The sequence below is a fragment of the Asaia sp. HumB genome (genome assembly GCF_030263835.1).
Classification (GTDB): domain Bacteria; phylum Pseudomonadota; class Alphaproteobacteria; order Acetobacterales; family Acetobacteraceae; genus Asaia; species Asaia bogorensis.
On the sequence record NZ_JARPML010000002.1, the window covers coordinates 1,245,599 to 1,271,070 of the forward strand.

Consider the following 25,472-nt stretch of genomic DNA (forward strand, 5'->3'; position numbering starts at 1 on the left):
AGGCTGACGCCAGGTCAGTCCTGATCGGGGTCAGCGTCGAGAACGGCCTCGTCCTGTCTTGCCAGATAGGCTTCGTGGCCGTCCGGGGCGAGGGTAATCACACGGTCCCAGTCCTGGCGCGCCTGCCCGTATTGCCGCAGGCGCACATTCAGGATCCCGCGCTCCAGCAGGGCCTCGACATCATCGGGCGACAGGGCTAGCGCCCGATTGGCATCTGCCATCGCTTTCAAGCTCTGCCCTAGATACCGATAGGCGGTGGCGCGGACCACGAAAGCACCGACCAGATAGGGGTCTGGCAGAGCCTCCGGTTTTGCCACCGCCGCTGCCGTTGGTGGCACAGCCAGACCGTCACCCGGCAGAGCGCCGAGAGCGGTGATCGTTTCTGCAAAATGCCCCTGCATCGACAGGCTGCGGGCCAGAAGCACCCTGCGCCCAAGCGGCCCGGAATCATGCGACAATGCCTGCCGCGCCGCACGTTCCGCTGCTTTTCCGTCCCCTGCCAGCAACCAGGCTGCGGCCGCCTGCTCGGCAAAAACGGCACGCTCACCGGTGTCCCCACCATGCCCGTCCTGCGCGGTAGCGGCATGCGAGGGCAAGGCAGGCCCTTCCGGCACCGACGCGCCATGCCCTTGCTGGCCTTTTCCACCCTGAATGGCGGGGGGGGCCTCCGGCGCTGCGAGACCCTCGAACTCCGTCGCAGCATCCCGATAGGCGCCAAGTGCCAGATCAGCCTGCGCCAGACACTCATGCGCGCTGCGCGCCCCGCCATGATGCAGCCAGTCCTGCGCCGTTTCCTGCACCAGATCGGGGGTATCGGGTAACGGTGCCAGGCAATGCGCAAGGGTTTGCGGCGGGGAATAGGCCAGCGCCCCCCCTGCCCAAAGGCCACTCCCTATCGCCAAGGCACCAAAAGCATGTTTCATACCTTGTGAATTGGCGCGGCATCGCGCCAGCGGTCAAGCGCGAATGGGAGCTTTCATGCCACCTCACCTCGTTATTCTGGGTCAGGGCTATTCTGCCAGTGCCGTTGTCGCACCCGCCAAGGCCCAGGGCTGGCACGTGACCGGTACGAAACGCGCGCCCGAGCCGGACTCGACTCTGCTCGCTTTCGATGCCGCCGGAGAGGCTTTGCATAAGGCGACCCATGTGCTGATCAGCGCGCCGCCTTCCGAGGCAGGCGACCCGGCACTGCTTCGCTATGAAGACGTGCTGCGCGAGGCGCCCCATCTGCGCTGGATCGGCTATTACTCGACCACCGGCGTCTATGGCGACCGTCAGGGTGGCAGCGTTGATGAAACCGCACCCGTCGCTCCCGGTCAGTCGCGCAGCCGTGCCCGTGTGCAGGCCGAGCAGGACTGGCAGGCGCTTGCACGCGACCGCCAGATCGCCTGTGATATCATGCGGCTTGGCGGCATATATGGCCCCGGGCGCTCGGCGTTCGACACGCTGCGCTCAGGCAAGGCCAAGCTGGTCGATGCACCCGGTCACCTGTTCAGCCGTATCCACCGCGACGATATCGCCGGTGCCACACTTGCAGCGATGGCCACCGCCTCTCCTGCCTCTTCCCGCATCCTGAATTTTGTCGATGACTGTCCCAGCCCTCAGGCCGATGTGTTCGAGGAAGCCGCACGCCTAAGCCATCATCCCCTTCCCCCCAGAGTAAGCTTTGAGGCCGCCTGGGCAGAGCTGAGCCCGATGGCCCGCAGTTTCTGGTCAGAAAGGCGTGTTGTTCAAAGCAGACTGACGCAGCAACATCTCAGGCGGTCCTGGCTTTACCCCAGCTATCGCGAAGGACTGGCTGCCATTTACGCCTCTGAAACACCCTGAATGGCAAAAGGCTCTGCACATGGTATGTCCCTTATACCCTGTGACACACACCACCCCCGGAGATGAGATGCTGAAGGCGTCGATGAGACATCCGCTTTGAAAATTCTATTTCCGGCAAAAAAGTCATTCCGGACTGGCAACCCTGTTCACGGATACGCTAAGCCGGAAGCGCCCATGACCATGCTCCGTTTTCTCCTCCCGCTTCTGCCTGCGCTTCGCGCTATCATGCTGCCTTGCCTGCTGACGGGCTGCATCACCATCGGGCCGACACGCCTGTCACATGATCAGCTCGATTATTCGCGTGCTCTGGGTGAGGCCGAGAAGCATGCGATGCTGCTGAACATCATACGCATACGCTATGCCGACCCGCCGACCTTTCTCGATACCACGCAAGTCATCGCAGGCTATCAGTTCAATCGTTCGGTCAATGGCGGGTTCAACGCCTTCCCCTCTGGCGTAGGAAGCTATCTGTTCGGCAGCGGCACTGCCACGCTGCAGGAAAGCCCGACCTTTACCTACCAGCCCGAGACCGGGCAGCAATATGCCGAAAACGTCATCCGGCCCATCTCGCCTGTGGTCATCATGCCGCTCAGTCTTGGCGGCCTGCCCATCGACACGCTTTTGCGTCTGACGGCGCAGTCGATCGATGGATTGTCCAATGTCCGCGCTCTTGGCGCTGGCCCTACGGGCGGTGGTTCCGTACGATTCTACCTGCTGCTGCATGATCTGCGCCAGTTGCAGATCCAGGGCGCCATGACCATACGCATCTCGACCGATGCCCCCAAACCTTCAGGTGACCAGCCCCCCTCGGGCTCCGCCAACAAACCAGCGGGGACACAGCCCGAACACGCCTATCTGGTTCTGACCGCCACCTCGGATCCGGCCCTGACCACCATCCAGGCCGAGGTGCGCCGTCTGCTGCATCTCGACCCCCATGCTGAAGAGGCCGAAATCGTTTACGGCCCCTATCCCAAGGTGCCGGGACAGATCGCCATCCTCACGCGCTCCATGTTCGCCATGCTGTCGCAGATCGCCTATGAGATGGATGTGCCCGAGGAGGATGTGAGAGCCAGACGCACGCTGCCCACCATCAGCCCGGTCGGTATCGAGACACGCCCCGATGTGGTGATCCATTCCGGCAAATCCGCACCCGAGCATAATTACGACGAGGTGCACTACCGGGACCGCTGGTACTGGATCAGCGATGACGATTTCCGCAGCAAGCTGAGCTTCACCATGATGCAGATCCTTGCTGCCCTTGCCGCCACCAGTCATTCGCCCGGCGCCGTCATTACAATTCCCGCAGGCTAGGCTGGGTGTACGGGGGGCATCTGAAAAAACGTCACGCCGTTCAGCTATGATCGGGCCCACCCACCGCCCAAAGCCCGGTAGAGCCGCGCCATCGACGCCGAGACATCGGCCCGCGCATCCGAAAGGGCACTCCGGCTCTCAAGCAGCCCGTTCTGCGTCGTCAGAATGTTGAGAAAGTCACCGGCGCCCTGGGCATACTGCAACTGCGCCACCCGTACAGCGGTCTCACTTTCAGTGACCGCCTCAGCCAGTCGATCGTGGCGCTCCTGGGCTGTGCCCAGATCGGCCATGGCATCATCGACCTCCTCCCATGCGTGAAGAACCGTTCTTTGGAGCGCGATGGCCGCTTCTTTCTGCTGAAGCCTGCGCAAGGCAAGTTGCCCCGCAAGCTTCCCGCCCTCGAACAGCGGAATGGTCATGGTCGGACCAAAACCATACTGACGCGATGCCCATGACCCGAGGCCGCTGAACTGGAGCGCCTGGACATCCAGACTGCCGGACAACGTGATACGAGGAAAGAAATCAGCCACAGCAACCCCGATCGTGGCCGTCGCTGCATGCAGACGCGCCTGGGCTGCCCGTATATCCGGGCGTCTCTCGGCAAGCTGCGAGGGCAATCCAACCGGAATGGTTTCAGGGAGCGGTGGAATATTGCCCGTACCTGCAAGACGCCGTGACAGGGTTCCCGGTTCGCGTGCCATCAGAAACGCCAAAGCATTGAGAAGATGCACTTCTTCACGATGCAGTTGCGGCAAACGGGCCTCGAAACCATGCAGCTGACCACGCGCATAGGCCAGGTCGAGTTTTGTCGCCGTACCCTGGGTCACACGCAAGACGGTCAGATCGACACTGTGGCGAGCGATATCCAGACTCTGTCGGGTAATCTCGGTCTGAGCCTGCACATTGCGCAGAGCAATATAGTTCTGGGCCGTCTCCGCCATGAGCGAAACCAGCGTATCGCGCTGCATCTCGCGCATTGCCTGCATGGAGGCTGTCGCGGCCTCGACCTGACGGCGCACATGCCCCCACAAATCGACCTCCCATGACGCACCAAGGCCATATTGGGGCAGGTTGAAGGAAGGATTACCCTTTGGCCCGGCTGCAGCGGCGGGCCCAAACCCCTGTGTTCCATCCGCGATCTGTGCCGGGTCGCGGTTCCCTTCCGTGCCGAGCAGGCCCAGGATGCCATTCGTACTGGCGCGTTCGCGCGCATAAGAGCCGGCGCCCTGCACCTGGGGCAGACGCGCCGCGGCTGCGATCCTGCGCTCGGCGCGACTCTGTTCGAAATGAAGGGCCGCTTCCCTGAGGTCGAGATTGGCATCGAGCACATCCTGCTCAAGCGCCGTCAGCACAGGGTCCTTGTAGAGCTTCCACCATTGCGCCTCGATCGGCGCGGTTTCATCCGGATGGCTTCTCCGGGGTGTCACACTTTCATGCCAGTGAGACGCTGCCACCGGGTCGCGTTTATGGAAATTAGGACCGACCGAACAGCCCCCGAGGATCAGGAAAAGGCTCAGCGCTGCCGTGCGGGACAAATGTCTCATCTCCCTCACTCCCACACGAAACGCGCATCGGTGCCATGAGCGCCGTCTCGCGGCGAGGCCGTATCGATCATGGCCTCGACGGACATACCGACACGAACACGCCGTGCCAGAGGCTGCCCGTCATCAAAAACCAGCTTCACCGGGACACGCTGCACCACCTTTGTGAAGTTCCCGGTCGCGTTGTCCGGCTGGATCACGGCGAAGGCGACATTCGTCGCCGGTGCCACGCTATCGACATGGGCATGGAGCACCGCATCGGGAAAGCTGTCGACCCGAATCTCGGCTTTCTGCCCCGTCTGCATACGGGCCATCTGCGTTTCCTGAAAATTGGCAATCACATAGGCCTGACGCACCGGTACGACGGCCAGAAGCCCGGTACCGGGATGGACATACATACCGACACGCACGTCGCGCGCCCCGACTACCCCATCGACCGGGGCCGTGATGGTGCAATAGGACAGATCGAGTTCAGCCTGCCGCACAAGGCTTCGCGTCTGGATCAGGACACCCTGCGCACGCTCGCTTTCTGCAGCGAGTACGGCGAGCCCGGCGCGATCGGCATTCACAGCCGCCTTGTCACGGGCCAGCCGCGCAACAGCCTCGCGCTGACGGTCCTCGGCCCCCTGCTGCTGCTCGATCGTGCTCGCTCCCCCTGCTGAAAGCGCGCGGTAACGGGCCGCATTCTGCCGCGCGAAAAGCAGGGCGGCCTCATCGGCCTCGATCGTGGAAAGCGCCGCGTCGATCAGGGCCGACTGACGCCGCTGCGCTGCTGCAAGATTGGCGATATCGGCCTGCGCGGCACGGTGCTTGCCCCGAGCCGTATCGAGGGCCGTACGATAATCATCGTCTTCGATGTGCGCCAGAACGTCTCCCGCCCGCACCTTCTGATTGTCCGCAACAGGCACGCTGTCTATCCGCCCGGCGACCTTGGGCGCCACCCGCGTGAAATCGGCGGTGATATACGCATCATTGGTCGATTGATGACGCCCATCCCCGACGAAAAAGCGATCTGCGCTCCAGGCGAGACCGGTCAGGACAAGCGCAGTGCATCCCGCAAACAGGAGCGGTTTCTTGTAAGCCATGAGGAGATTTCCGTTACTGTGCTGCGAGAGGTGAGTTCACGAGCTGCCGCGCGGCGGCGTCTGGCTGCGTGGGCTTGCAATCGGCTGGCGCCTTCCCTGGGGGATAGACGCGACCGGGCAGAATGGCTGTCAGCACCACGAAAACGGCGCAGATCACGACCACCACGAGCAGGATATCGACCAGGGAGAGCACCAGCGCCTGCGCTGAAAGCATTTCATGCAAGCTGTGCAGCGCATCGGCCCCGTCGAAGCCCTGCGTCATGTGGGGATGATCCAGCAGCATGGTCGAATGATAGTGCTCGCGGCGGCGCAGCAGGATCGAGAACAGGGCGAATGCGAGAGCATTGGCCATGCCCTTGAGCATGTTGACCATGCCCGAAATAAACGGGCCGTCGCTCGGGCCGAGCGCGAGAGTGGCCAGCATCAGAACCGGAATGACCACCATAGGCTGACCAAAAATTTGAAGCGCCTGAATAAGATAGAAATTGTCGCGCACCCATTCGGATGTCAGGTCTAGTCCAAGCCAGGCAGAAAGCCCGAGGAGCGCCATGCCGATCCCGAGCACCCACCGGCAATCCACCCGACGCATGTTGCACAGCGCCGCAACCAGCGGCAGCACGACAAGCTGGGGCAGGGCCACGGTCAGGGAAACTGGAGCGGCCTGAATGGGGCGATATCCCTTGATCTCCTCAAGAAATGTCGTCGTGACTTCATTCATCAAAGCACACACGATCAGTACCGCCACGAGTGACAGCAGGGACATCGTGATATTGCGGCTCTTCCAGTATTGCAGACGAAAGAACGGGCTATGATGATGCCATTCATGGATCAGAAACCCGATGAAGAACGCCCCACCCCAGAATGTCAGATGGGTGATGAGAGGTGAGCGGAACCAGTCGAGCCGGTCCCCCTGATAGAGCACAGTCACGACGCACAGGATGGAGGGCGCGCCAATCAGAAATCCGCGCCAGTTGAAGCTGCGAAAACGCGAAAGCTGGACGGGGTCCTGCGGCAATCCCCAGGCGATCATGGCGAGCGCGACCGCACCGAGCGGTAACACCTCCCAGTAAAGCCAGTGCCAGCCGAACCGTTCGAAGAGCAGGGCTTCGAAAGGAATGCCCAGATTAGGGCCAAAGGTCGCACTCATGGCGTAACCGCCAATGCCAAAAACCTTGAGCGGCGGCGGAAGATATTTGAGCATGACGGTCATGAGGATGGGCGGAAGACACCCGGCGCTCAGCCCCTGCATGGCACGAAGAATACCGATCGGGACCATATCGGTCATGAAAGGCAACGGCAGGGACAACAGGGCCAGCGCTGCCGTCATGAACAGCGCAAAGCGGTAGATCGAGAATGTGATATAGAACCACGGCGTGAAGGCCATCGCCGCAATATTGAAGGCCTCGTAGATCGAGATGAACCACGTCCCCTCGTCGTGACCCAGATGCATGGCGCCGCGAAGATCGGACAGGCCAAGTTCTGTCACATGTTCATTGAACCCCGCGACATGCACGGCCAACAACATGCCCAGACACCCGATGATTGTTCTGAACCCGAAGAGGGGCGTAACAGCAGGAGATGGCAGAACCATCGCGGTCTGCCTAATGGGTGCAATCATGGGGCGACATCCTCTCCGCCCGGTCTCTAGCCTCGCCCCTCAGCCTGAATAACCCTTAATCCGTGAAAAGAATTCTTCCAGTTAGCGTAAGGGTCAGGCAGATCCTTTTCATTCCATGCAATCCCTGGAGGGCCGGCCCCCATGACCAGAAACCTGCCAGCCAAACGCGGTTATTCGCTCGATCATCTCCGCTGGCTTCAGGTTCTGCTGGAAGAGGAAAGCGTTACGCGCGCCGCCAGAAGGCTCAGGGTGAGCGAAGCCGCCGCAAGCCGCCACCTCGCCTCACTGCGCACCCTTTTCGGAGATCCCCTGCTGGTACTCTCTGGCAGACAACTGGTTCCGACACCCTTCGCCGCCGATCTACTAGGCAGAGTGCAGACGGTTCTGGCCGAGGCAGAGGCGCTTGTCAGCGCACGCGCTCAGCTGGATCTGTCGCAGATCGCGCCACATTTCACGATCCGTGCACGTGACCTTTTTATTGGGGCTTTCGGTAGCGCCATCGCCGAGAAACTCAGGGAGTCCTGCCCGCGCTGCCAGCTCGTTTTCTCACCCGAGACAGAGGATTCCATCGGAGACGCGCTCAGGCGTGGCACGATAGACCTCTATATCGGTGCCACCGAGGATCTCCTGCCGGAAATCAAGAAGCAGACCCTGTTCCAGACCCGGTTCGAGGCCGTAGTCCGCGCGGGACACCCGATCCTCGATCAGGAAATCACACCACAGACGCTGGTCGCCTACGATCACATCAGCACCTCCCGCAAGGGACGTGCTCACGGTCCGATTGATGCGGTCCTTGCGGAGAAATTCGGTCTGGAGAGACGCATCGCTCTGGTGGTTCCCAGCGATTACGCCATGATCGAGACCATGCGTGAAACAGACATGATCCTGCCTTTGCCGGAAATCATCATCCGGCGCCTGCCGCTTGAAGCTATCGGGGCCCGAGCTTTCGCTTTTCCGTTTCCACTTCCCGATCTTGTCAGTTTTCAGGCGTGGCATCCGCGGCTGGACAACGACCCGGTTCACAGGTGGCTTCGCGAGACCATTCTCACAACAGTACAATCCGTGGTCAAAGCCCTGCGGAACAAGACGGAGTCCTTACAGGACAATCCGAATACGCCCTGCTGACAGGTGCGGTTCAGACACACCTAGCCAAGATCCGGCAAGAGATGTTCTCGGGTCAGAAAACTTGCCATCCCATCGAACGTATCATGATTTTCACCGATATGTGTTGCCCTGTTCTGTTTGCCTTCAGGATAGTCTCCGCAGTTCGTCTCAAGGAGGTTTCATGACGTTTCGTACCAGACCCAGACGCATCAGCGACTGGGGGACATTGGCGCTCGCCATATTCATTGTCCTGTTCGGACTGATCTTTGTCGGCGGTGGCGGCTATCTGCTCAGCCTCGGTGGCTCAGCCTATTATCTGATCTGCGGCATCGTGCTGCTGGCCTCAGGCCTTTTCATGGCCATGGGCCGCCTTCTGGGTGGCTATCTGTTCCTTCTCGCCTGGGCTGGTACGCTGGTCTGGACCATTGCCGAATGTGGCTTTGACTGGTGGGGCTGGCTGCCGCGCCTGTTCGGCCCGACGCTGATTGCCATTCTCGTCGTGCTCAGCCTGCCTGTCCTGCGTCGTCAGGATACGGTTCGTCCAGTTTCCCGCGGAGCTGTCTGATGCGTAAACCAGCCCTCATGACCGCCACCATCCTTGGTGGCCTCATTTCCGCAACCGTGGCTTTCGCACAGATCCCGCCGTCGAACTCGACACCCGGTGAAGATCACACGGCGCCTGAAGAAGCCCGCAAGCAGGGTCCCGGCCGCTTTGGTGGTCCCGCTCCCTCCGCGCCGCAGGCTCCTGGCGTAAACGCCGCCAATCTGCCCGATATTTCCGAGATCGGCATTGCCGATGTCCCGGCTGCTGTACCGCAGATCGACAGCACCCCTGCGCGTGAGGACTGGCCCGCTTATGGCCGTGACTCCAACCAGTCGCGCTTTTCGCCGCTGGATCAGCTGACGCCGGAAAATGTCGGCAAGCTCAAGCGCGCCTTCGTCTATCACACCGGCAGCAAGCCCGGTCCGGGGCAAGCCAATAAATGGGCCGCCGAAACCACCCCCATCAAGGTTGGCAACTCGCTCTACATGTGTTCAGCCATGAACGACATGATGCGTATCGATGCCGCCACCGGCAAGGAAATCTGGCGCCATGATGCCGGGGTGAAGTACCAGTCCATTCCCTACACCGCTGCGTGCAAGGGCGTGACCTACTACACCTCCTCGACCATCCCTGAGGGCCAGCCCTGCCATAACCGCATCATGGAAGCCACGCTCGACATGCGCCTGATTCAGGTCGATGCCGAGACGGGAAAGCTGTGCGAGGGCTTCGGCTTTGGCGGTCAGGTCAACCTGATGCAGGGCATGGGTGAATCGGTGCCCGGTTTTGTGTCCATGACCACCCCGCCCCCGGTCATCAACGGGATCGCTGTCGTGAACCACGAGGTTCTCGATGGTCAGCGCCGCTGGGCGCCTTCGGGCGTGATCCGTGGCTACGACGCTGAAAGCGGCAAGTTCGTCTGGGCCTGGGACGTCAACAACCCCGACAACCATCACCAGCCCGAGCCCGGCAAGTTCTACAGCCGCGGCACGCCCAATTCATGGGCTGCCATGACCGGTGATAACGAGCTTGGCCTGGTCTATGTCCCGACCGGCAACTCGGCCGCCGATTATTACAGCGCCATGCGTACCGACAAGGAGAACGCTGTCTCGTCCTCCATCGTCGCACTCGACGTCAAGACAGGCGAGCCGCGCTGGGTCTTCCAGACGGCGCACAAGGATGTTTGGGACTACGACATCGGCTCACAGGCGACCAAGTTCGACTATCATCATGCCGATGGCTCGGTCACGCCCGCCCTGCTGGTACCCACCAAGCGTGGCCAGACTTTCGTGCTCGACCGTGCGACAGGCAAGCCGTTGCCGGAATTCCCGGTGGTTGAAAAGCCTGCGCCCGCCAGCACCATGTCGGATGATCCGCGCAGCCCGACGCAGCCCTGGTCGACCGCCTTCCCGCGCCTTGCTTTCCCTGACCTGAAGGAAAGCGACATGTGGGGCATGTCGCCCATCGATCAGCTTTATTGCCGCATCATGTTCCGCAAGGCACGTTATGTTGGTGAGTTCACCCCGCCTGCACTCGACAAGCCGAATATCGAATATCCCGGCTATAACGGTGGCAGCGACTGGGGCAGCATGGCCTATGACCCGCAATCGGGCATCGTCATTGCCAACTGGAACTCCACCCCGATGTACGATCAGCTCATCACCCGCAAGAAGGCTGATGCGCTGGGCCTGAAGCCGATCGACAACCCCACCTACAACCCGGCTGGTGGTGGTGCCGAAGGTAATGGCGCCCAAGCCGACACGCCTTACGGCATTGTCGTGACCCCGTTCTGGAACCACTACACGGGCATGATGTGCAACAAGCCGCCTTACGGCATGATCGAGGCCATCGACATCAAGACCAAGAAGGTCCTGTGGTCGCGCCCCCTCGGCACGGCTCGCGCCAATGGTCCGTGGAACATGCCGACCGGCCTGCCGCTGAATATCGGCACGCCGAATAACGGTGGCTCGGTCATCACCAAGGGCGGTCTCGTCTTTGTGGCGGCGGCAACCGACAACCAGATCCGCGCCATCGACATCAAGACCGGCAAGGATGTGTGGTCCGACGTACTCCCCGGCGGCGGTCAGGCCAACCCGATGACCTATGAAGTCAACGGCAAGCAATATGTCGCCATCATGGCCGGTGGTCATCACTTCATGATGACACCTGTCACTGACCAACTCGTTGTCTATGCCCTGCCTGATGAGGCTGAGGCCAAGCACTGAGTTCTGTTTTTAAAACAAAGCTCAGGCGCGTCATCGCCTGGGCCCTGACAGACTGAGGGAAAGGCCGGAGGTATTCTCCGGCCTTTTTCTTTTGCCCGCGCCTCGCGCAGCGCACGACAACCCGCAGCGCCTGATTGCCTGATCTGTGGCACAACGCCCGCAACGTAGGGTTTTTTGGCTGGTGCCATGTCTTTCCCCTCCCTGCGACGCACGCTTCATGCTACCGGCAACCCATGTCACGCCTTCGTCCCCATATCCTTCAGGTTCTCCCGGCCCTCGGCACGGGGGGGATCGAGCAGGGGACTGTGGAAATGGCAGAGGCCATTATTGCCGCTGGTGGTCGTGCCGTTGTGGCGAGTGCGCGCGGAGCCCTCGTGCCACGCCTTCTCTCGATCGGCGCCCGCCATATCGAGCTGCCGCTTGGTCAGAAATCCCCTCTCGCCATTTTGCGTAATGCCCGCACCCTGTCGCAGCTGATCCGTGATGAGGGGATCGATCTGGTCCATGCGCGTTCCAGAGCACCCGCCTGGGCGGCGTGGCGCGCCACGCGTCGCACCCGTACGCCCTTCGTCACGACGTGGCATGGTGTGCACAAGGCCAGTTTCCCGGGCAAGAAACGCTATAATGCGGTGCTGGCGCGCGGGGCGCGCGTCATTGCCATCAGCACCTATATCGCCACCCGCCTGCGTGATGACTATCAGGTAGGCGAGGACCGGCTGCGCCTGATCCCACGCGGGGCCGACATGGCCCGCTTTGATCCCGACCTCGTCAATGGTGCCCGTATCCAGGCCCTCGCCGAAAGATGGCAGGTTCCTCCCGGTACGCCCGTCATCATGTTGCCGGGCCGTCTCACGCGCTGGAAGGGACAGTTGTTTCTCCTACGCGCGATGGCGCGACTGCAACATCTGCTACCCGGTCCCTGGCTTGCCGTGCTTGTCGGCCCTGCCGATCCGAAAGACAGTTATGTCAGGGAGATCGAGGCAACCGCCACGCAGCTCGGTCTGCGCGAGCGCCTGCGTTTCGCGGGGCTCTGTCAGGACATGCCCGCAGCCTATGCCCTAGCCGATGTCGTGACCGTTCCTTCTCTTCGCCCCGAGCCTTTTGGCCGCGTGGTTATCGAGGCACAGGCTATGGGACGGCCCGTGGTCGTGACCGCGCAGGGTGGTGCCATGGAAACCGTCCTGCCCTATCAGACCGGGCTGCTCATCCCGCCCGACGATGCCCAGGCACTGGCCGACGCGCTGTTTCAGATCCTCACCCTGTCCGAGGGCGCCCGCTCTCTGCTATCGGAAACGGCACGTCATCACATTGCGGAAAACTACACCACGCGGCAGATGCAATCGGCCACGCTCGCCGTCTATGATGAGCTGCTCGGTAGCTGCCTGTCGGACAATTTTCGGGAATACTGCCCATGACAACACCATCCCGCCCGAGCCTATCCGAAAAAGCGCAGGCTGATCTCGACAAGCGTCTGGCGCGTGAGGCCGCAGCCCTGCGCGCCAACCTGCTGCGCCGCAAGGCCCAGGTGCGCAACCGCGTAGTCAAGGCGCCTGAGGATCAGGACATGCCGGCACCCTCTACCGAGACTTCTTCTTCCTGAAAGGAACCATTCATGTCCAAGGCTCTCTACGCCACCATGCGCGCCCTGCCCGGCAAGCGCGAGGAAGTCGCCCGTCTGCTCACGGCCCTGGCCGATGACGTGCGCGGCGAACCCGGCAATGAACGCTTCGTGGTCTATACCCTCGAATCCGACCCCGATTTCTTCCATGTCGAAGAGACCTATCGTGACGACGATGCCTTCAAGGCCCATATGGGCATGGAACATGGCAAGGTGTTCAACAACGCCATCAAGACCCTCGTCGAGGGTGGTGCGTCGCAGGTCGTATTCCTGACCCATATCGCCTGATTTCGGGCGTCCGGGTTCCTCGCCCGTCCTCCCCGGTTTGCAGGACCAACGCTGCGCGGCTAGACCTGCAAACCCGTTCATTCCCCACAGATCGAGAGATTCACGATGCCCATCATGCCAGATAGCTGGATCCGCCAGATGGCCCAGGAAAAGGGCATGATCGAGCCCTTCGTCGAAGCCCAGAAGCGCGAGGGCGTCATTTCGTATGGCCTCTCCTCCTATGGGTATGACGCCCGCGTTGGCGAGGATTTCAAGATCTTCACCGATGTCGACAACGCTGTAGTGGACCCCAAGAAATTTGCGGCAAACAGCTTCGTCACGCGCACGGGCGATATCACCATCCCGCCGAACAGCTTCGCCCTCGCCCACACGGTCGAATATTTCCGCATCCCACGCGATGTGCTTGTGGTCTGCCTTGGCAAATCCACCTATGCCCGCTGCGGCATCATCGTGAACGTGACCCCGCTCGAGCCTGAATGGGAAGGTCAGGTCACTATCGAGATCAGCAACACGACCAAGCTGCCCGCACGCATCTATGCCAATGAGGGTATCTGCCAGTTCCTGTTCTTTCAGGGCGCCTCGCCCTGCGAAACGAGCTATGCCGATCGCGCTGGCAAGTACATGAAACAACTTGGCGTCACGACCCCACGCCTCTGATAGCCTGACCCTCATAAGGGACCCTGCCTCAGGCCTTGCCCGCACCGGACCGCTCCCGCGTGTCCTGTCCGGCCAAGGCATGAAGAGAGAACGCGTCCCTTCTGCGGGGTGCCAGACATCGCCCCCCAATATGCCTGCTGATCACCCGTGATTCCGCTCAACTGCGACTCGGGCTAGAGCCATAAAATCCTTTTTGAGAAGCGTTCTCAATAACTTGGCATAGCCATTGCTTGGCAACTTTCGACACTGCGGGCATGTTAGAGGCGTCATCACGGTTTTGGGAACGCACCATGAGCCAGACATCTCTCCCCCCCGCTATCGACCCGGATTATCTGGCTCTGCTTGATTCCGATCGCATCTCGGGCCGTACGCGTCAGATCATGGAGGAGCGGGCCCAGACCAGCGATGCCAATTACGTACCGCGTCATTTGTCGGCCAGTGCGTATGAGACGCTCGTTGCAGTAACGGCCCGCGTACTTCCCCAGCAATGCGTCCTGAGTGATGCCAGCATCAATCTGGCGGCCCGGATCGACGCACGCCTTGGAACACCGGGCGATGGCTGGCGCTTTGCGACCTTGCCGCCCGATCAGGAGGCCTATGAACAGGCCCTGAGCGGGCTGGACGTCCATGCACGCTCCAGCAAGGGCAAGGCCTTTGCAGCACTCGGTGCAGCCGAGCAGGATCAGATCATTCACGCCGTGGCCGAGGGCGCGCTCGAAACCGCGCAACTGGATGCCACGCAGATGCGCGCCTGGTTTGCAGATCTGCGCGCCGATTGCGTGCAGATTTTCATCTCCCACCCGGCGGTCCAGGCTCAGCTTGGCATCGACGCGATCTTCAACGGCGGCGACGGTTTCTTCCAGGGTTTCTCGGAAATGGGAGAAGGTGTGGAAGAAGCGTGGGAGCCAGCTCAGAAAGGCGCAGGATCATGAAGTCACGCCGTTTCGCAGATAATGACATCGTCGATGTGGTGGTCGTCGGCACGGGGGCCGGTGGCGCCCCGCTGCTGGCCGAGCTGGCGCGCGCAGGCATGAAGGTGGTGGCGCTCGAAGCCGGACCGCGCTTCGACCCCAAGCAACATACGCCAGACGAGGCAACGGCTTCCGAGATCTACTGGCTCGAAGAGCGTCTTTCGGGTGGTGCCAACCCGATGGCGTTTGGCGGTAACAACAGCGGCACGGGCGTAGGCGGCTCGATGCTGCATTTCGGCGCCTTCATGCCGCGCATCGATCCGCGCGACATGAAGCTGCATAGCGAAACCGGCAAGGGCGTCGACTGGCCGTTCGATTTCGGGACCATGCTGCCCTATATCGAGCGGGTCGAACGCGAGATCGGCGTTTCAGGGCCAGAGAATTACCCCTGGGAGCCGAGTCGGCGTTATGCCTACCCGCCGCCGCAGCGCAATGGGGCCGCACAGGCCATGGCGCGTGGATGCGATGCTCTGGGCATACGCAACGCCGATGGCCCTACGGCGCTGATCACGCGCGACTGGGGTGACAGAAAAGCCTGTACCGGATGTGGCGCCTGCCATCAGGGATGCCGTAACGGCGCCAAATCAGGCACCGATGTCACATACCTTCCTCTTGCCGTTTCGGCAGGCGCCGAAATCAGGCCGAACTGCTTCGTGCACGGCATCGAGCGCGATACGACAGGGCGTGTCACTGGCGTCGTGTATCGCGAAGAGGGCAAGGACCGGGTACAGAAATGCGCCACTCTCGTCCTCGCGGCAGGGGCCGTGGAGACCGCCAGATTGCTGCTCCATACCGGACTTGCCAATCGCAGTGGTCAGGTCGGGCGCAACTATATGGCTCACATATCTACGCAGGTCTGGGGCACGTTCGATGAGATCATACGTCCCAACAAGGGCTATCCGTCTCTCACCATCACTGAAGACATGATGCGCCCCAAGGACGCCGATTTCGCCGGGGGGTACCTGATCCAGTCGCTCGGCATGATGCCCCTTACCTGGGCGACAGGCGTGGCCCGTGGGCGCGGCCTGTGGGGCGATGACCTTACGCGTTATCTGCGCGGCTATAACCACATGGCCGGGCTGGGCGCGCATGGCGACTGCCTGCCCAGCGACGATAACCATGTGACCTTGTCCGATGAGACCGGGCGGGCCGGTGTGCCCAAGCCGAAGATCACCTTCAGCTACGGCCCGAACGAGCAGGCCATGCATGAGCACATGGCGCGCACCATGACGTCGATCTGGGAAGCCGCGGGGGCCAGAGATATCTGGTCGATGGACCGCGCTGCGCACATGATAGGCACATGTCGTATGGGGACTGACCCTGACGATTCCGTCGTGGATCCGTTCGGTCGCAGCCATGACATCGACAATCTCTGGATCAGCGATCACTCGATTTTCCCGAGCGCCACGGCCGCCAATCCGGCTCTTGCCATCATGGCTCTGAGCCTGCGGACTGCGGCAGCGATCAAGGAAGGGCGCTGAGAAGCGCTCTGAAGGAAAGATTACCCCCGCCAGAAGGGTGAAACCATCTGGCGGGGTACGGGGCAACGTCCCCCGGTCGCGCGTTCGTCCCCCTGAAAGACAGGGGGCGTAGCTTCATTTATTCACGGATACGCTCAATATCGGCACCAACCGCAGAAAGCTTGCGATCGACTGCCTCGTACCCGCGATCCAGATGATAGATGCGGCTGAGTGAGGTCTCACCACGTGCGCCCAGACCCGCAAGAATCAGGGAGAACGAAGCACGCAGGTCGGTCGCCATAACGGGCGCGCCCGAAAGTTGATCGACTCCGCGGATGATCGCAGAAGAGCCGTGAACGTTGATACGAGCGCCCATGCGGTTGAGCTCGGGCACGTGCATGAAACGGTTCTCGAAGATCGTTTCCGTCACCATTGAGGCGCCTTCGGCGACCGCCAGCATGGCCATGAACTGGGCCTGCATATCGGTCGGGAAACCCGGATAGGGCTCGGTCATGATGTCGACGCCCTTGAGCGCCCCTGTACGACGCACACGGATGGCGTTCTCCTCTTCCAGCACCTCAACGCCCGCCTCTTCCAGCGTACGCACGACCGCCCCGAGATCGCGAACGCGACCCCCGATCAGACGCAGATCACCCCCGGTAATGCCAGCCGCGCAGGCATAGGTGCCACATTCGATACGATCGGCCATGATCGCGTGCTCAGCCCCGGTCAGCGCCTCGACACCGTCGATGACGAGCGTGCCGGTGCCGGCCCCGCTGATCCGCGCGCCCATGCGGTTGAGGCACTCGACCAGATCGCTGATTTCCGGCTCGCGCGCCGCATTGACGATCTCGGTGCGGCCCTTGGCAAGGGTCGCCGCCATCAGCAGGTTTTCGGTCGCACCCACAGAAGCGAAAGGCAGCAGGATGCGATCGCCCACCAGACCGCCGGGTGCACTGGCGTTGATATAGCCGTTTTCAAGGCGGATGGTCGCGCCGAGCGTTTCCAGGCCCTTGAGATGCAGATCGACAGGGCGCGTCCCAATGGCGCAACCACCCGGCAACGAGACACGGGCCTCATGAGCTCGGGCCAGCAATGGCCCCAGCACCAGAATGGAGGCGCGCATTTTGGAGACGATATCGTACGGTGCCTCGACGGATGTGATCGGGCCACCAATCGACAGTGTACGCCCCTCAGCATCGACCGGCTCGACGGCAATGCCATGCTGGCGCAGCAACACCTGCATGGTCTCGATATCGGCGATCTTCGGTACGTTGGAGAGGATGAGTCGCTCAGACGTCAGAAGTCCCGCGACCATGAGCTTGAGACCGGCATTCTTGGCGCCGCCGATCACGATCTCGCCTTCAAGACGTCTGCCGCCACGTATGATGAAACGGTCCATGATCTGTCGCTCCTGAAGGATGAGGCTCACGTGGGAAAACGTTCTCTCTCCCGCGTCATCATGGCTTCGTCAAGGCATCAATTGGGCAATCTGAAGCCTTCGCGAAATGGATAAGCTATCCCCCCCTAGCAAGCACTTCCAGCGCAGGAAGATTGAGCAGGGTGATCTGCGTTACCTGGGTGATCGTGATCAGGGCTTCGCGTTGAAGGGCATTGAGGGTGCGGCTGACTGTCTCGATGGTAAGACCAAGATAATCGGCAATCCCGGTACGACTCATGGGCAGGTGAATGACGATCTCTTTCGTAGGGGAGAGATGATGCTGCTCCAGAAGAAAGCTGGCCAGACGCTCGCGCGCCGTCTTGCGTCCCAGCAGCAGCATACGGCGCTGCGCCTGAACCAGCTCGCGCGAGGCCTCTTCCATCAGGCGCAGTTCAAGATCAGGGAATTCCCGGCGCAGTATCCCGAGCCCGGTACGGGAAAATCGACAGAGCGATAGCGTACCAAGAGCCTCGGCACTGAAGGCATAGGTCTCACCGCTAGCCAAACCGAGGAAATCACCCGCCTGCCCAAACCCGGTGATCTGGCGCCTGCCATCAGGCATGAGCGCGAAAAGCTTCACATACCCGGATGTTACAATGAAGAAATCGGTTGCGGCATCTCCTTCCTGGATGAACGTCTTGCCTGAGGCGACGGACAGCCGATGAGAATACTGCGCAAGTCGCGACATATGATCCGGATCGATAACGGAACAAATGCTTCGCGCGCGGGCCTCGCAGTGAAGGCATTGCCCGCAACTGCCGCAGGGTCCAAGCGCGCTGATACTGTCCTTCATCTGCGCATCCATGCGTGAACGGCCCTCATGTTTTTATTTTTATTCTTGTTCTATTAACATTACGTCATATACTGTTGCCAATTCCCCACGGTCGTTAACAACGTTGTTGCATCTTTGACATGGATCAAGGCGCTGCATCATAGCGCATGGTGAGAAAACGTCACTGTTTAATCACGGATGACGTCGATGAAGACCTCTTTCAAAGTTTCTACCGCGCTTCTGACCGGTCTCGTTGCAGCTGTTGCAGCGCCTGCCGTTCAGGCCCAGACGACTCCGGTCGTCAATACGCCGGTTTCAACGAACATGGTGCTCGCGCCGCAGGCCCAGGCCATGGCGGCACCGCGCTCGTCCTCAAGCGATGAATGCGGCCTGTTCAAGACCTGCTCCAGCACCAAGATCGGCCTTGGCAAGGGTGACTTCATCATCCGTCTGTCTGCCCTCGGCGTCATCCCCCAGGATCGCGACAGCAAACTCTGGCTGAATGGCGCCGCCATTCCCGGACGCGTCAAGACAACCAACCAGGTCATGCCGGAACTGACGTTCGAGTATTTCTTCACGGATAACATCTCGATCGACCTGATTGCCGCCAGCACCCGTCATGAGGTCGCTGCCAAGGACACCCCACTGGGTGGTATCGATGTCGGTAGCGCCTGGGCCCTTCCGCCCACCATCACGCTGGCCTGGCATTTCCGCCCCCACAAGCGCTTCAACCCCTATGTGGGCATTGGTGCAACACTGGCATGGTTCCACAATGTATCCCCCGCCGGCGGCCTCGTGCAGAAGCTCAATGTCGGCGTGACGGGTGGCCCGTCGGTCAATGTCGGCTTTGACTATCAGCTGGTCGGCAACTGGTTCTTCAACGTCGATGCCAAGCAGATGTTCATGCGTATGCATGCCTGGGCCAATGACCGTGGGTCGGGCGCCTTCATCAAGGCTCATGACTCGCTTGATCCGACAGTTGTCGGCGCCGGTATCGAATACCGCTTCTGATATTCCCCTCCCCGGGAACATCGGAACCGAAAGGCTGCCCGTTATCGGGCAGCCTTTCGTCTTTTCAGCTCTGTGAAGATCCCGCCTGTCTCGTCTGCACAAGAAGGCTGATGAGGAAGAAGACCCCTCCGCCCAGCGTCAAGACCAGCCCGACCCACCCGACAGATGTCCAGCCCGCACCCGCTGAAATCGCGAGTCCCCCAAGATAGGGGCCAATCGCATTGGCGGTATTGAACGCGCTCTGGTTGAACGCTGCCACAAGCCCTTCGGCACCATCGGCCACTTCCAGGAGACGTGACTGAACAACGGTAGACAATCCACCGCTTGCCCCGATCATGAATACAACAATGGCCAGAGGTAAAAAGGCATGGGCAGCCATCGGGAAAAAGGCCATGGCTACAGCACCGACAATGAGAACGCCTCCCATGGTAGGCATCATCCAGCGATCGGCCAGCCAGCCGCAAACCAGTGTTCCGGCTGTCATTCCCAGACCAAAAAGCGCAAACATCGGCGGGACATAACCCGCTGGGACATGCGTAACATGATCCATGATCGAGGCAAGATAGGTGTAGACGCAGAAAATACCACCGAAGCCGATTACCCCCACACCCAGTGTCAACCAGACCTGTACCATCCGCAGGGCGCGCAGTTCGTTGCCTATCGATGCCCCCATGCGTGGCCTGTCTCGGGGCGCAAACCAACCGACAAGGCCCGCCGTGATCAATGAGAGCAAGGCAATCACTGCGAATGTCCATCGCCATCCAAGAGTCTGGCCGATGATGTCCGCTGCAGGTACGCCTGCAATCGTTGCAATCGTCAGGCCGAGAATCACCCGACTGACAGCACGTGATCTTCTTTCTGGTGGAACGAGGCAGGAGGCGACCAGACCTGCAACACCAAAATAGGCGCCGTGAGGCAAGCCTGTGACGAAGCGGCAGACCAACAGCCAATCCGCCCCGGAACACAGTGCACTCAGCGCATTGCCTAGCGCATAGAAAAGCATCATGCCAACAAGCAGATGTTTACGGCTGAATCGGGCACCGAACAGAGCGAAAAGCGGTGCCCCTACACTTACACCTGCGGCATAAGCCACAATGATATGACCCGCCTGAGGCTCGGAGATGCCGAAACCTCGCGCTATCATAGGGACCAGACTCATCGCGGCAAACTCGGCCGTTCCAAGGGTAAAGGTACCCAGTGCCAACACGAAAAATATCGTGCTGACCGTTGAAAGAGAGGCGTTTCCCCCCATTCCCTGTCCTGTCATGATTGACTCTCGTGGATGTCACGCCAGGCAGACTGCCCCATACCTGGCTGTTCCTCTTTGATGGAAAAATTTCAGGACCAGACCGGATAGTCTGTGTAGCCTTCAGCGCCGCCCACATAGAATGTCTGAGGGTCAGGCGTGTTGAGCGGCAAATCTTCGCGCAGACGACGCACAAGATCGGGATTGGCAATAAAAAGACGCCCAAACCCCGCCGCATCAGCTTTTCCCTGCGCAACGTATTGTGCGGCATCTGCCGGTGTGAACGAGTCATTTGCGATGACAGGGCCATCAAACAGAGTTCTGAGCCGCGAGAGCTGACTGTCTGCGCCCTGACTTTCACGAATGAACAAATAGCCTGCCTCGCGCGCCCTGAGCTGAGACACGACATATTCGAAAAGCGTCACGGGGTCGCTATCGCCCATATCATGCTCCTCGCCGCGCGGGCGAAGATGGATGCCAACGCTGTTTGGCCCCCAGACAGACGTCACCGCATCAACGACTTGCAGAAGGAATCTGGCCCGGTTCTCAATGGAACCACCATATTGATCGCTCCGGTGATTCGTACTGTCCTGCAGGAACTGGTCAACCAGATAACCATTCGCTGCGTGGATATGCACACCATCGAATCCGGCCTTTATCGCATTGTCAGCCGCCCGGCGATAATCATGGACGATCGAGGCGATCTCATCCTGATGCAACGCGCGCGGCGTCGGATAGGGCCTCTTGGGCCGGAGCAGGCGCACATGCCCCTGAGCCGCCAGAGCACTCGGTGCGACCGGCAAGGCACCATCCAGATATTCGGGGTCCGAGATACGGCCAACATGCCAAAGCTGAGCCATAATACGCCCACCAGCATCATGAACCGCGTCCGTTACTGTTCTCCATCCGGCAATCTGATCCTCATCCCACAAACCTGGCGTCCGCGGATAACCGACACCTTGGGAAGAGATACTTGTCGCCTCACTTATGATCAGGCCAGCTGTGGCGCGTTGCGCATAATATTCAGCCATCAACGCCGTGGGTACGCGCTGCTCATCAGCGCGACACCGCGTCAGGGGGGCCATGATAATACGGTTTGGCAATGAGAGCGTGCCGAGCTGTAATGGCGAGAAAAGACTGGTCATGAGTTCCTCCAACATGGTCAAGACATGTATGGGTGGAACTTAAGTGTCCGGCTCCAGACGGTAAGTCTCGTATTATTCGACAGGGTGTAGAGAATTTGTCCCCGAAACCTTCAGGTGATCCCTTCTCGGGCATACGCATTTTCATTGCGACCGTTCAGGAGGGAAGTTTTGCCAAAGCAGCGACACGCCTTGGCCTGACCAAATCTGCCATAGGCAAAAGCCTTCAGAGACTTGAGACGCGTCTCAACACCGAGCTGTTTTACCGCTCCTCAAGAGGCGTTTCACTCACCGGGGATGGCGAGATTTTCTATAATCGCTGCAAGGTCGCTCATGACGAACTCGAACAGGGCGAGATGGAACTCCTGATCAAGACCTGTGGCCCGACAGGCACGGTACGCATCGACATGCCGGCTTCCTATGGGCGGAATGTGGTCATGCCGATACTGATCGACCAGATGAACACGCATCCCGGTCTACGAATTATCGCGACTTTCAATGACAGGATCATTGATCCCCTGCAGGGGAGCAGTCATCTGACCCTGCGGTTCGGTCTTATCCGGGATACGCATGACCTGGTAGCGAGACGCATGACCACACAGGCACTGATCTTGTGCGCGAGCCCGTCCTATCTCGCAAATTACGGTATGCCTGCCACAATTGCCGATCTGGACAGGCATCGTTGTCTTGTAGGATTTTCGGACCACGCTTCGCCACGCTGGGCCGTCAGGACGGAAAACGGAACGAGGGGCTATTACAGTCCCCTTGCCAATCATCAGATCGGCGACGGCGACGCAATCCTTCAGGCAGCACTGGCGGGATGTGGCCTGTGCCAGCTTCCTGAATTCATGGTAAATCAGGCGATCGCCGCCGGGACCCTGGTTCCTCTTCTTCCCGCCCTGAGCCTGACCATTCCGGTCAACCTGATCTGGCCCGCAACCTGCCGTCTGCCCTCACGTGTGCGTCATGTCATCGACGTTCTGAAAGCAACGCTGCCAGAGCGCAAGACATCACAGATATGCAGCTAATTCATCTTCGAACCATGATCAGAAGCAGCCAGTGCTGCCTTCATAATTCTGTAATGGCCAAATCACCGAAGCTTCACACACCGTAACGAACTCTCCGAATAGGGTGCGCCGCGTTCAAGCCCGCCTTAAAGGAAAGTTTACTGATGAAGCTTCGCAAGCAGCGCCATGCCCTTACGCTGTCTCTCTTCTGCTCTCCCCTCGCCCTGCTGAGCGCCACCGCTCACGCCGCAGATGCGAAGCTTCCCGTTCATCACAATACGGCACCCGTTTCGCAGCTGCATGCCCAGAACGCTTCGCGCAAGGCAAAGGCCCTGACCTCCACCGCGCCGGCGGAAGAAGTCATTGCAACCGCGCGTCGCACGCGTTCTGAGCAGAGTGTGGGCCATACGCAGCTGCAACGCATCCTGCCCGGCCTGAGCCCGCTCAAGGCGTTGCAGATCCTGCCGGGCGTGGTGTTCAACAATGCCGACCCCTGGGGCAATAACGAACAGAATTCTTCGCTGTTCATTCACGGCTTCAACCAGAACCAGCTTGGCTATACGCTCGATGGCATTCCGCTGGGTGATCAGGCCTATGGCAACTATAACGGCCTGTCGCCACAGCGCGCCGTGATCAGCGAGAACGTGGGCAACGCCACGGTCGCGACCGGTTCCGGCGCCCTTGGCACGGCCTCGACCTCCAATCTGGGCGGGACGCTGCTGTTCTCCTCGCTCGACCCCAAGCAGAAAATGGGTGGTCAGCTCGATCAGACATTCGGCAGCTTCTCGACCTTCCGCACTTTTGCCCGGTTCGATACTGGCAATTTCGGCAATGGCAATTCGGCCTATATCTCATGGGCGCGGCAGGATGCCCGCGCCTGGGACTTTGCCGGCCATCAGGGCGGCAATCAGGTCAATGCGAAGTTCGTGCACAAGGGCAGCAAGGACAAGATCACCTATTTCTTCGACTGGTCTGACAAGGTCGAACCCAATGAAGACGGCATCGTGCTGCCCAACGGCTATGGCACCTATGTGCGCCCCTTCACCTATCCGGATTTCAACTACGCCAAATCCTATCTGAACTCTGCGGCCTACAAGAATGCCGGGCTGAACTACCGCAACTATTATTCCGCCGCCCAGCGCGAGGATTTTCTGACCTATCTGGGCTGGCAGCACGACTTCAACGCCAACCTGCATTGGGACAACAAGCTCTATTACCATCACAATCTGGGTGAGGGCGTTGTGGCAGGGCCGATCACGGCGGCAGGTCTGCCCACACTGTTCAGCGCCTATTTCCCGAACCAGAGCGCCAGCCAGCTCAGCAACGTGTTCGGCGGCTCGGGCTACGCCACGCGCACGACCGAATACTGGGATAATCGCGGCGGCCTGATCACCACGCTGCGCTACAAGCTGGGCCATCACGACCTTGAGGTCGGGGGCTGGTACGAGCGCAACAACAACACGCAGGCCCGTCGCTGGTATCCGCTGGACGCAAACAACCCGACCACACCTTATGACCGCCAGCAGGATGCCCTGATCAAGCAGTACACCAACTATTTTTATACCAACACCTTCACCACCCACCTGCAGGACAGCTGGAAGGTGACGAAAAACTTTACCCTCTCGGCAGGCTTCAAATCCGAGCTGGTCTACACAAACGGCACCCTGCCCGTAGCTGGCAAGCCAGGATCGCTCTCACCGGCAACAGCCGTGACCGTACCGGGCGGCACGATCGCCGCGGTCAAGCCGTTCCTGCCGTCTTTCGGTGCGCTGTGGAACATCACGCCCAACGAGCAGTGGTTCGCCAATATTCAGGAAAATATGCGCTCCTATCAGAGCGCCGGTTACGGCAATGCCACCCCCTGGGGTGCCACAAGCCAGGCCGCTTTCGAGGATTTCAAGAAGAACGGCAAGGTCGAGACCTCATGGACCTATGAGACCGGCCTGCGTACCCATCACCATGTCAATCTCGGCCCGCTGACCGATATCTCGGCACAGGCTGAATATTATCATGTGCATTTCTCGAACCGTCTGGTCGCCATTGCCACCACGCAATCGCTGTCCTCCATCATCGGTTCGGCCACCACGCTCGCCAATGTGGGCTCGGTCACAACGGATGGCATGGATTTCTCCTTCACCGCGCAGTTCGGCCCACATTTCTCGATCTATAACGGGCTGAGCTATAACAAGTCGGTCTATAACGACAATTACAACTCCGGCACGTCCACCATCCGCATTGCCGGGCGCAATGTGGCGGGTCAGCCGGACTGGACCGAGAAATTCGTTGCCACCACGAACTGGGGCAATTTCTACGGCCAGTTCATCGGTGACGTCATGGGTAAGCGCTACACCACCTATACCAATGACCTCTGGGCCTCGCCGACCGCACAGTTCAGCATGAATGCGGGCTACACCATTCACGGTATCCCCCATATTCCTGCCTTGCGCGTTCAGGGAAACATCACCAACCTGACCAATACGCGTGGCTGGTCCACGGTCAGCACAACGCAGACTTCAGGTCAGTTCACGGCCTATCCCATCGCACCGCGGATGTATTTCCTGACGCTGAGCGCCAACTGGTAACATAGCCCGACACAGGAACGACGCT

22 protein-coding genes are annotated in these 25,472 nt (G+C 60.3%); 14 read left to right on the forward strand and 8 right to left on the reverse strand.

What is annotated here, in order from left to right; genetic code table 11:
- Nucleotides 1-14 precede the first annotated feature (14 nt).
- Nucleotides 15-923 (reverse strand): tetratricopeptide repeat protein, encoded by a 909-nt coding sequence (locus P5689_RS06675; RefSeq protein WP_023979865.1) that lies wholly within the window; start codon nt 921-923, stop codon nt 15-17.
- A gap of 55 nt (nt 924-978) precedes the next feature.
- Between P5689_RS06675 and P5689_RS06680 the strand changes: the two genes are divergently transcribed.
- Both P5689_RS06680 and P5689_RS06685 read left to right on the forward strand, forming a co-directional pair.
- Entirely contained in the window at nt 979-1,827 is an 849-nt protein-coding gene (locus tag P5689_RS06680; RefSeq protein WP_023979866.1) for an SDR family oxidoreductase, read from the forward strand.
- Nucleotides 1,828-2,001: 174 nt separating this feature from the next.
- Nucleotides 2,002-3,138, forward strand: coding sequence for a hypothetical protein (locus P5689_RS06685; RefSeq protein ID WP_235075543.1), 1,137 nt, complete (start codon nt 2,002-2,004; stop codon nt 3,136-3,138).
- A gap of 44 nt (nt 3,139-3,182) precedes the next feature.
- Here P5689_RS06685 and P5689_RS06690 read toward each other — a convergent pair whose 3' ends face one another.
- From P5689_RS06690 to P5689_RS06700, 3 genes are read right to left on the reverse strand one after another with little or no spacing between them, the layout of a single operon-like run.
- On the reverse strand, nt 3,183-4,682 hold the full coding sequence (locus P5689_RS06690; protein ID WP_023979868.1) for an efflux transporter outer membrane subunit: 1,500 nt from the start codon (nt 4,680-4,682) through the stop codon (nt 3,183-3,185).
- 5 nt (nt 4,683-4,687) lie between these two features.
- A complete protein-coding gene (locus P5689_RS06695) occupies nt 4,688-5,764 on the reverse strand; it encodes an HlyD family secretion protein (protein WP_023979869.1) in 1,077 nt (358 codons plus the stop codon).
- Nucleotides 5,765-5,777: 13 nt separating this feature from the next.
- A complete protein-coding gene (locus P5689_RS06700) occupies nt 5,778-7,382 on the reverse strand; it encodes an MFS transporter (protein ID WP_023979870.1) in 1,605 nt (534 codons plus the stop codon).
- Nucleotides 7,383-7,523: 141 nt separating this feature from the next.
- Here P5689_RS06700 and P5689_RS06705 point away from each other — a divergent pair, with 141 nt between their 5' ends.
- From P5689_RS06705 to P5689_RS06745, 9 genes are all read left to right on the forward strand, one after another.
- The gene (locus P5689_RS06705) at nt 7,524-8,507 is read left to right on the forward strand and encodes a LysR family transcriptional regulator (RefSeq protein WP_023979871.1); all 984 of its coding nucleotides are present in this window, start codon (nt 7,524-7,526) and stop codon (nt 8,505-8,507) included.
- 160 nt (nt 8,508-8,667) lie between these two features.
- Nucleotides 8,668-9,051, forward strand: coding sequence for a glycerol dehydrogenase (locus tag P5689_RS06710; RefSeq protein ID WP_285532578.1), 384 nt, complete (start codon nt 8,668-8,670; stop codon nt 9,049-9,051).
- The gene (locus P5689_RS06715) at nt 9,051-11,252 is read left to right on the forward strand and encodes a pyrroloquinoline quinone-dependent dehydrogenase (RefSeq protein WP_285532580.1); all 2,202 of its coding nucleotides are present in this window, start codon (nt 9,051-9,053) and stop codon (nt 11,250-11,252) included. Before P5689_RS06710 ends, P5689_RS06715 begins: the two co-directional genes overlap by 1 nt.
- 233 nt (nt 11,253-11,485) lie before the next feature.
- Nucleotides 11,486-12,667: a glycosyltransferase family 4 protein gene (locus P5689_RS06720; RefSeq protein ID WP_285532582.1), complete on the forward strand. Its 1,182-nt coding sequence runs from the start codon at nt 11,486-11,488 to the stop codon at nt 12,665-12,667.
- Nucleotides 12,664-12,852 (forward strand): hypothetical protein, encoded by a 189-nt coding sequence (locus P5689_RS06725; RefSeq protein ID WP_285532584.1) that lies wholly within the window; start codon nt 12,664-12,666, stop codon nt 12,850-12,852. The genes P5689_RS06720 and P5689_RS06725 overlap by 4 nt, the downstream gene beginning before the upstream one ends.
- A 12-nt stretch (nt 12,853-12,864) precedes the next feature.
- On the forward strand, nt 12,865-13,158 hold the full coding sequence (locus P5689_RS06730; protein WP_062165463.1) for a putative quinol monooxygenase: 294 nt from the start codon (nt 12,865-12,867) through the stop codon (nt 13,156-13,158).
- 105 nt (nt 13,159-13,263) lie between these two features.
- The gene (gene dcd, locus P5689_RS06735) at nt 13,264-13,815 is read left to right on the forward strand and encodes a dCTP deaminase (protein WP_023979878.1); all 552 of its coding nucleotides are present in this window, start codon (nt 13,264-13,266) and stop codon (nt 13,813-13,815) included.
- Between the two features lie 290 nt (nt 13,816-14,105).
- Nucleotides 14,106-14,747, forward strand: coding sequence for a gluconate 2-dehydrogenase subunit 3 family protein (locus P5689_RS06740; RefSeq protein WP_285532586.1), 642 nt, complete (start codon nt 14,106-14,108; stop codon nt 14,745-14,747).
- Nucleotides 14,744-16,267: a GMC family oxidoreductase gene (locus P5689_RS06745; RefSeq protein ID WP_285532588.1), complete on the forward strand. Its 1,524-nt coding sequence runs from the start codon at nt 14,744-14,746 to the stop codon at nt 16,265-16,267. Before P5689_RS06740 ends, P5689_RS06745 begins: the two co-directional genes overlap by 4 nt.
- A 118-nt stretch (nt 16,268-16,385) precedes the next feature.
- Here P5689_RS06745 and murA read toward each other — a convergent pair whose 3' ends face one another.
- Both murA and P5689_RS06755 read right to left on the reverse strand, forming a co-directional pair.
- Nucleotides 16,386-17,648: a UDP-N-acetylglucosamine 1-carboxyvinyltransferase gene (murA, locus tag P5689_RS06750; RefSeq protein ID WP_285532589.1), complete on the reverse strand. Its 1,263-nt coding sequence runs from the start codon at nt 17,646-17,648 to the stop codon at nt 16,386-16,388.
- 115 nt (nt 17,649-17,763) lie between these two features.
- Complete coding sequence (locus tag P5689_RS06755; protein ID WP_285532590.1) at nt 17,764-18,375, reverse strand: helix-turn-helix domain-containing protein; 612 nt, start codon at nt 18,373-18,375, stop codon at nt 17,764-17,766.
- Nucleotides 18,376-18,666: 291 nt separating this feature from the next.
- On the opposite strand from P5689_RS06755, the gene P5689_RS06760 reads away from it, so the two are divergent.
- Complete coding sequence (locus P5689_RS06760; protein WP_285532591.1) at nt 18,667-19,470, forward strand: OmpW family outer membrane protein; 804 nt, start codon at nt 18,667-18,669, stop codon at nt 19,468-19,470.
- Between the two features lie 64 nt (nt 19,471-19,534).
- On the opposite strand, the gene P5689_RS06765 is transcribed toward P5689_RS06760, so the two are convergent.
- Together P5689_RS06765 and P5689_RS06770 are read right to left on the reverse strand one after the other, a co-directional pair.
- Nucleotides 19,535-20,737, reverse strand: a complete 1,203-nt coding sequence (locus P5689_RS06765) for an MFS transporter (protein ID WP_285532592.1) — start codon at nt 20,735-20,737, stop codon at nt 19,535-19,537.
- 71 nt (nt 20,738-20,808) lie between these two features.
- Complete coding sequence (locus tag P5689_RS06770) at nt 20,809-21,861, reverse strand: alkene reductase (RefSeq protein WP_285532593.1); 1,053 nt, start codon at nt 21,859-21,861, stop codon at nt 20,809-20,811.
- A gap of 95 nt (nt 21,862-21,956) precedes the next feature.
- Between P5689_RS06770 and P5689_RS06775 the strand changes: the two genes are divergently transcribed.
- Together P5689_RS06775 and P5689_RS06780 are read left to right on the forward strand one after the other, a co-directional pair.
- Complete coding sequence (locus P5689_RS06775) at nt 21,957-22,886, forward strand: LysR family transcriptional regulator (protein WP_023979886.1); 930 nt, start codon at nt 21,957-21,959, stop codon at nt 22,884-22,886.
- Nucleotides 22,887-23,029: 143 nt separating this feature from the next.
- A complete protein-coding gene (locus tag P5689_RS06780) occupies nt 23,030-25,447 on the forward strand; it encodes a TonB-dependent receptor (RefSeq protein ID WP_023979887.1) in 2,418 nt (805 codons plus the stop codon).
- Nucleotides 25,448-25,472: the final 25 nt, after the last annotated feature.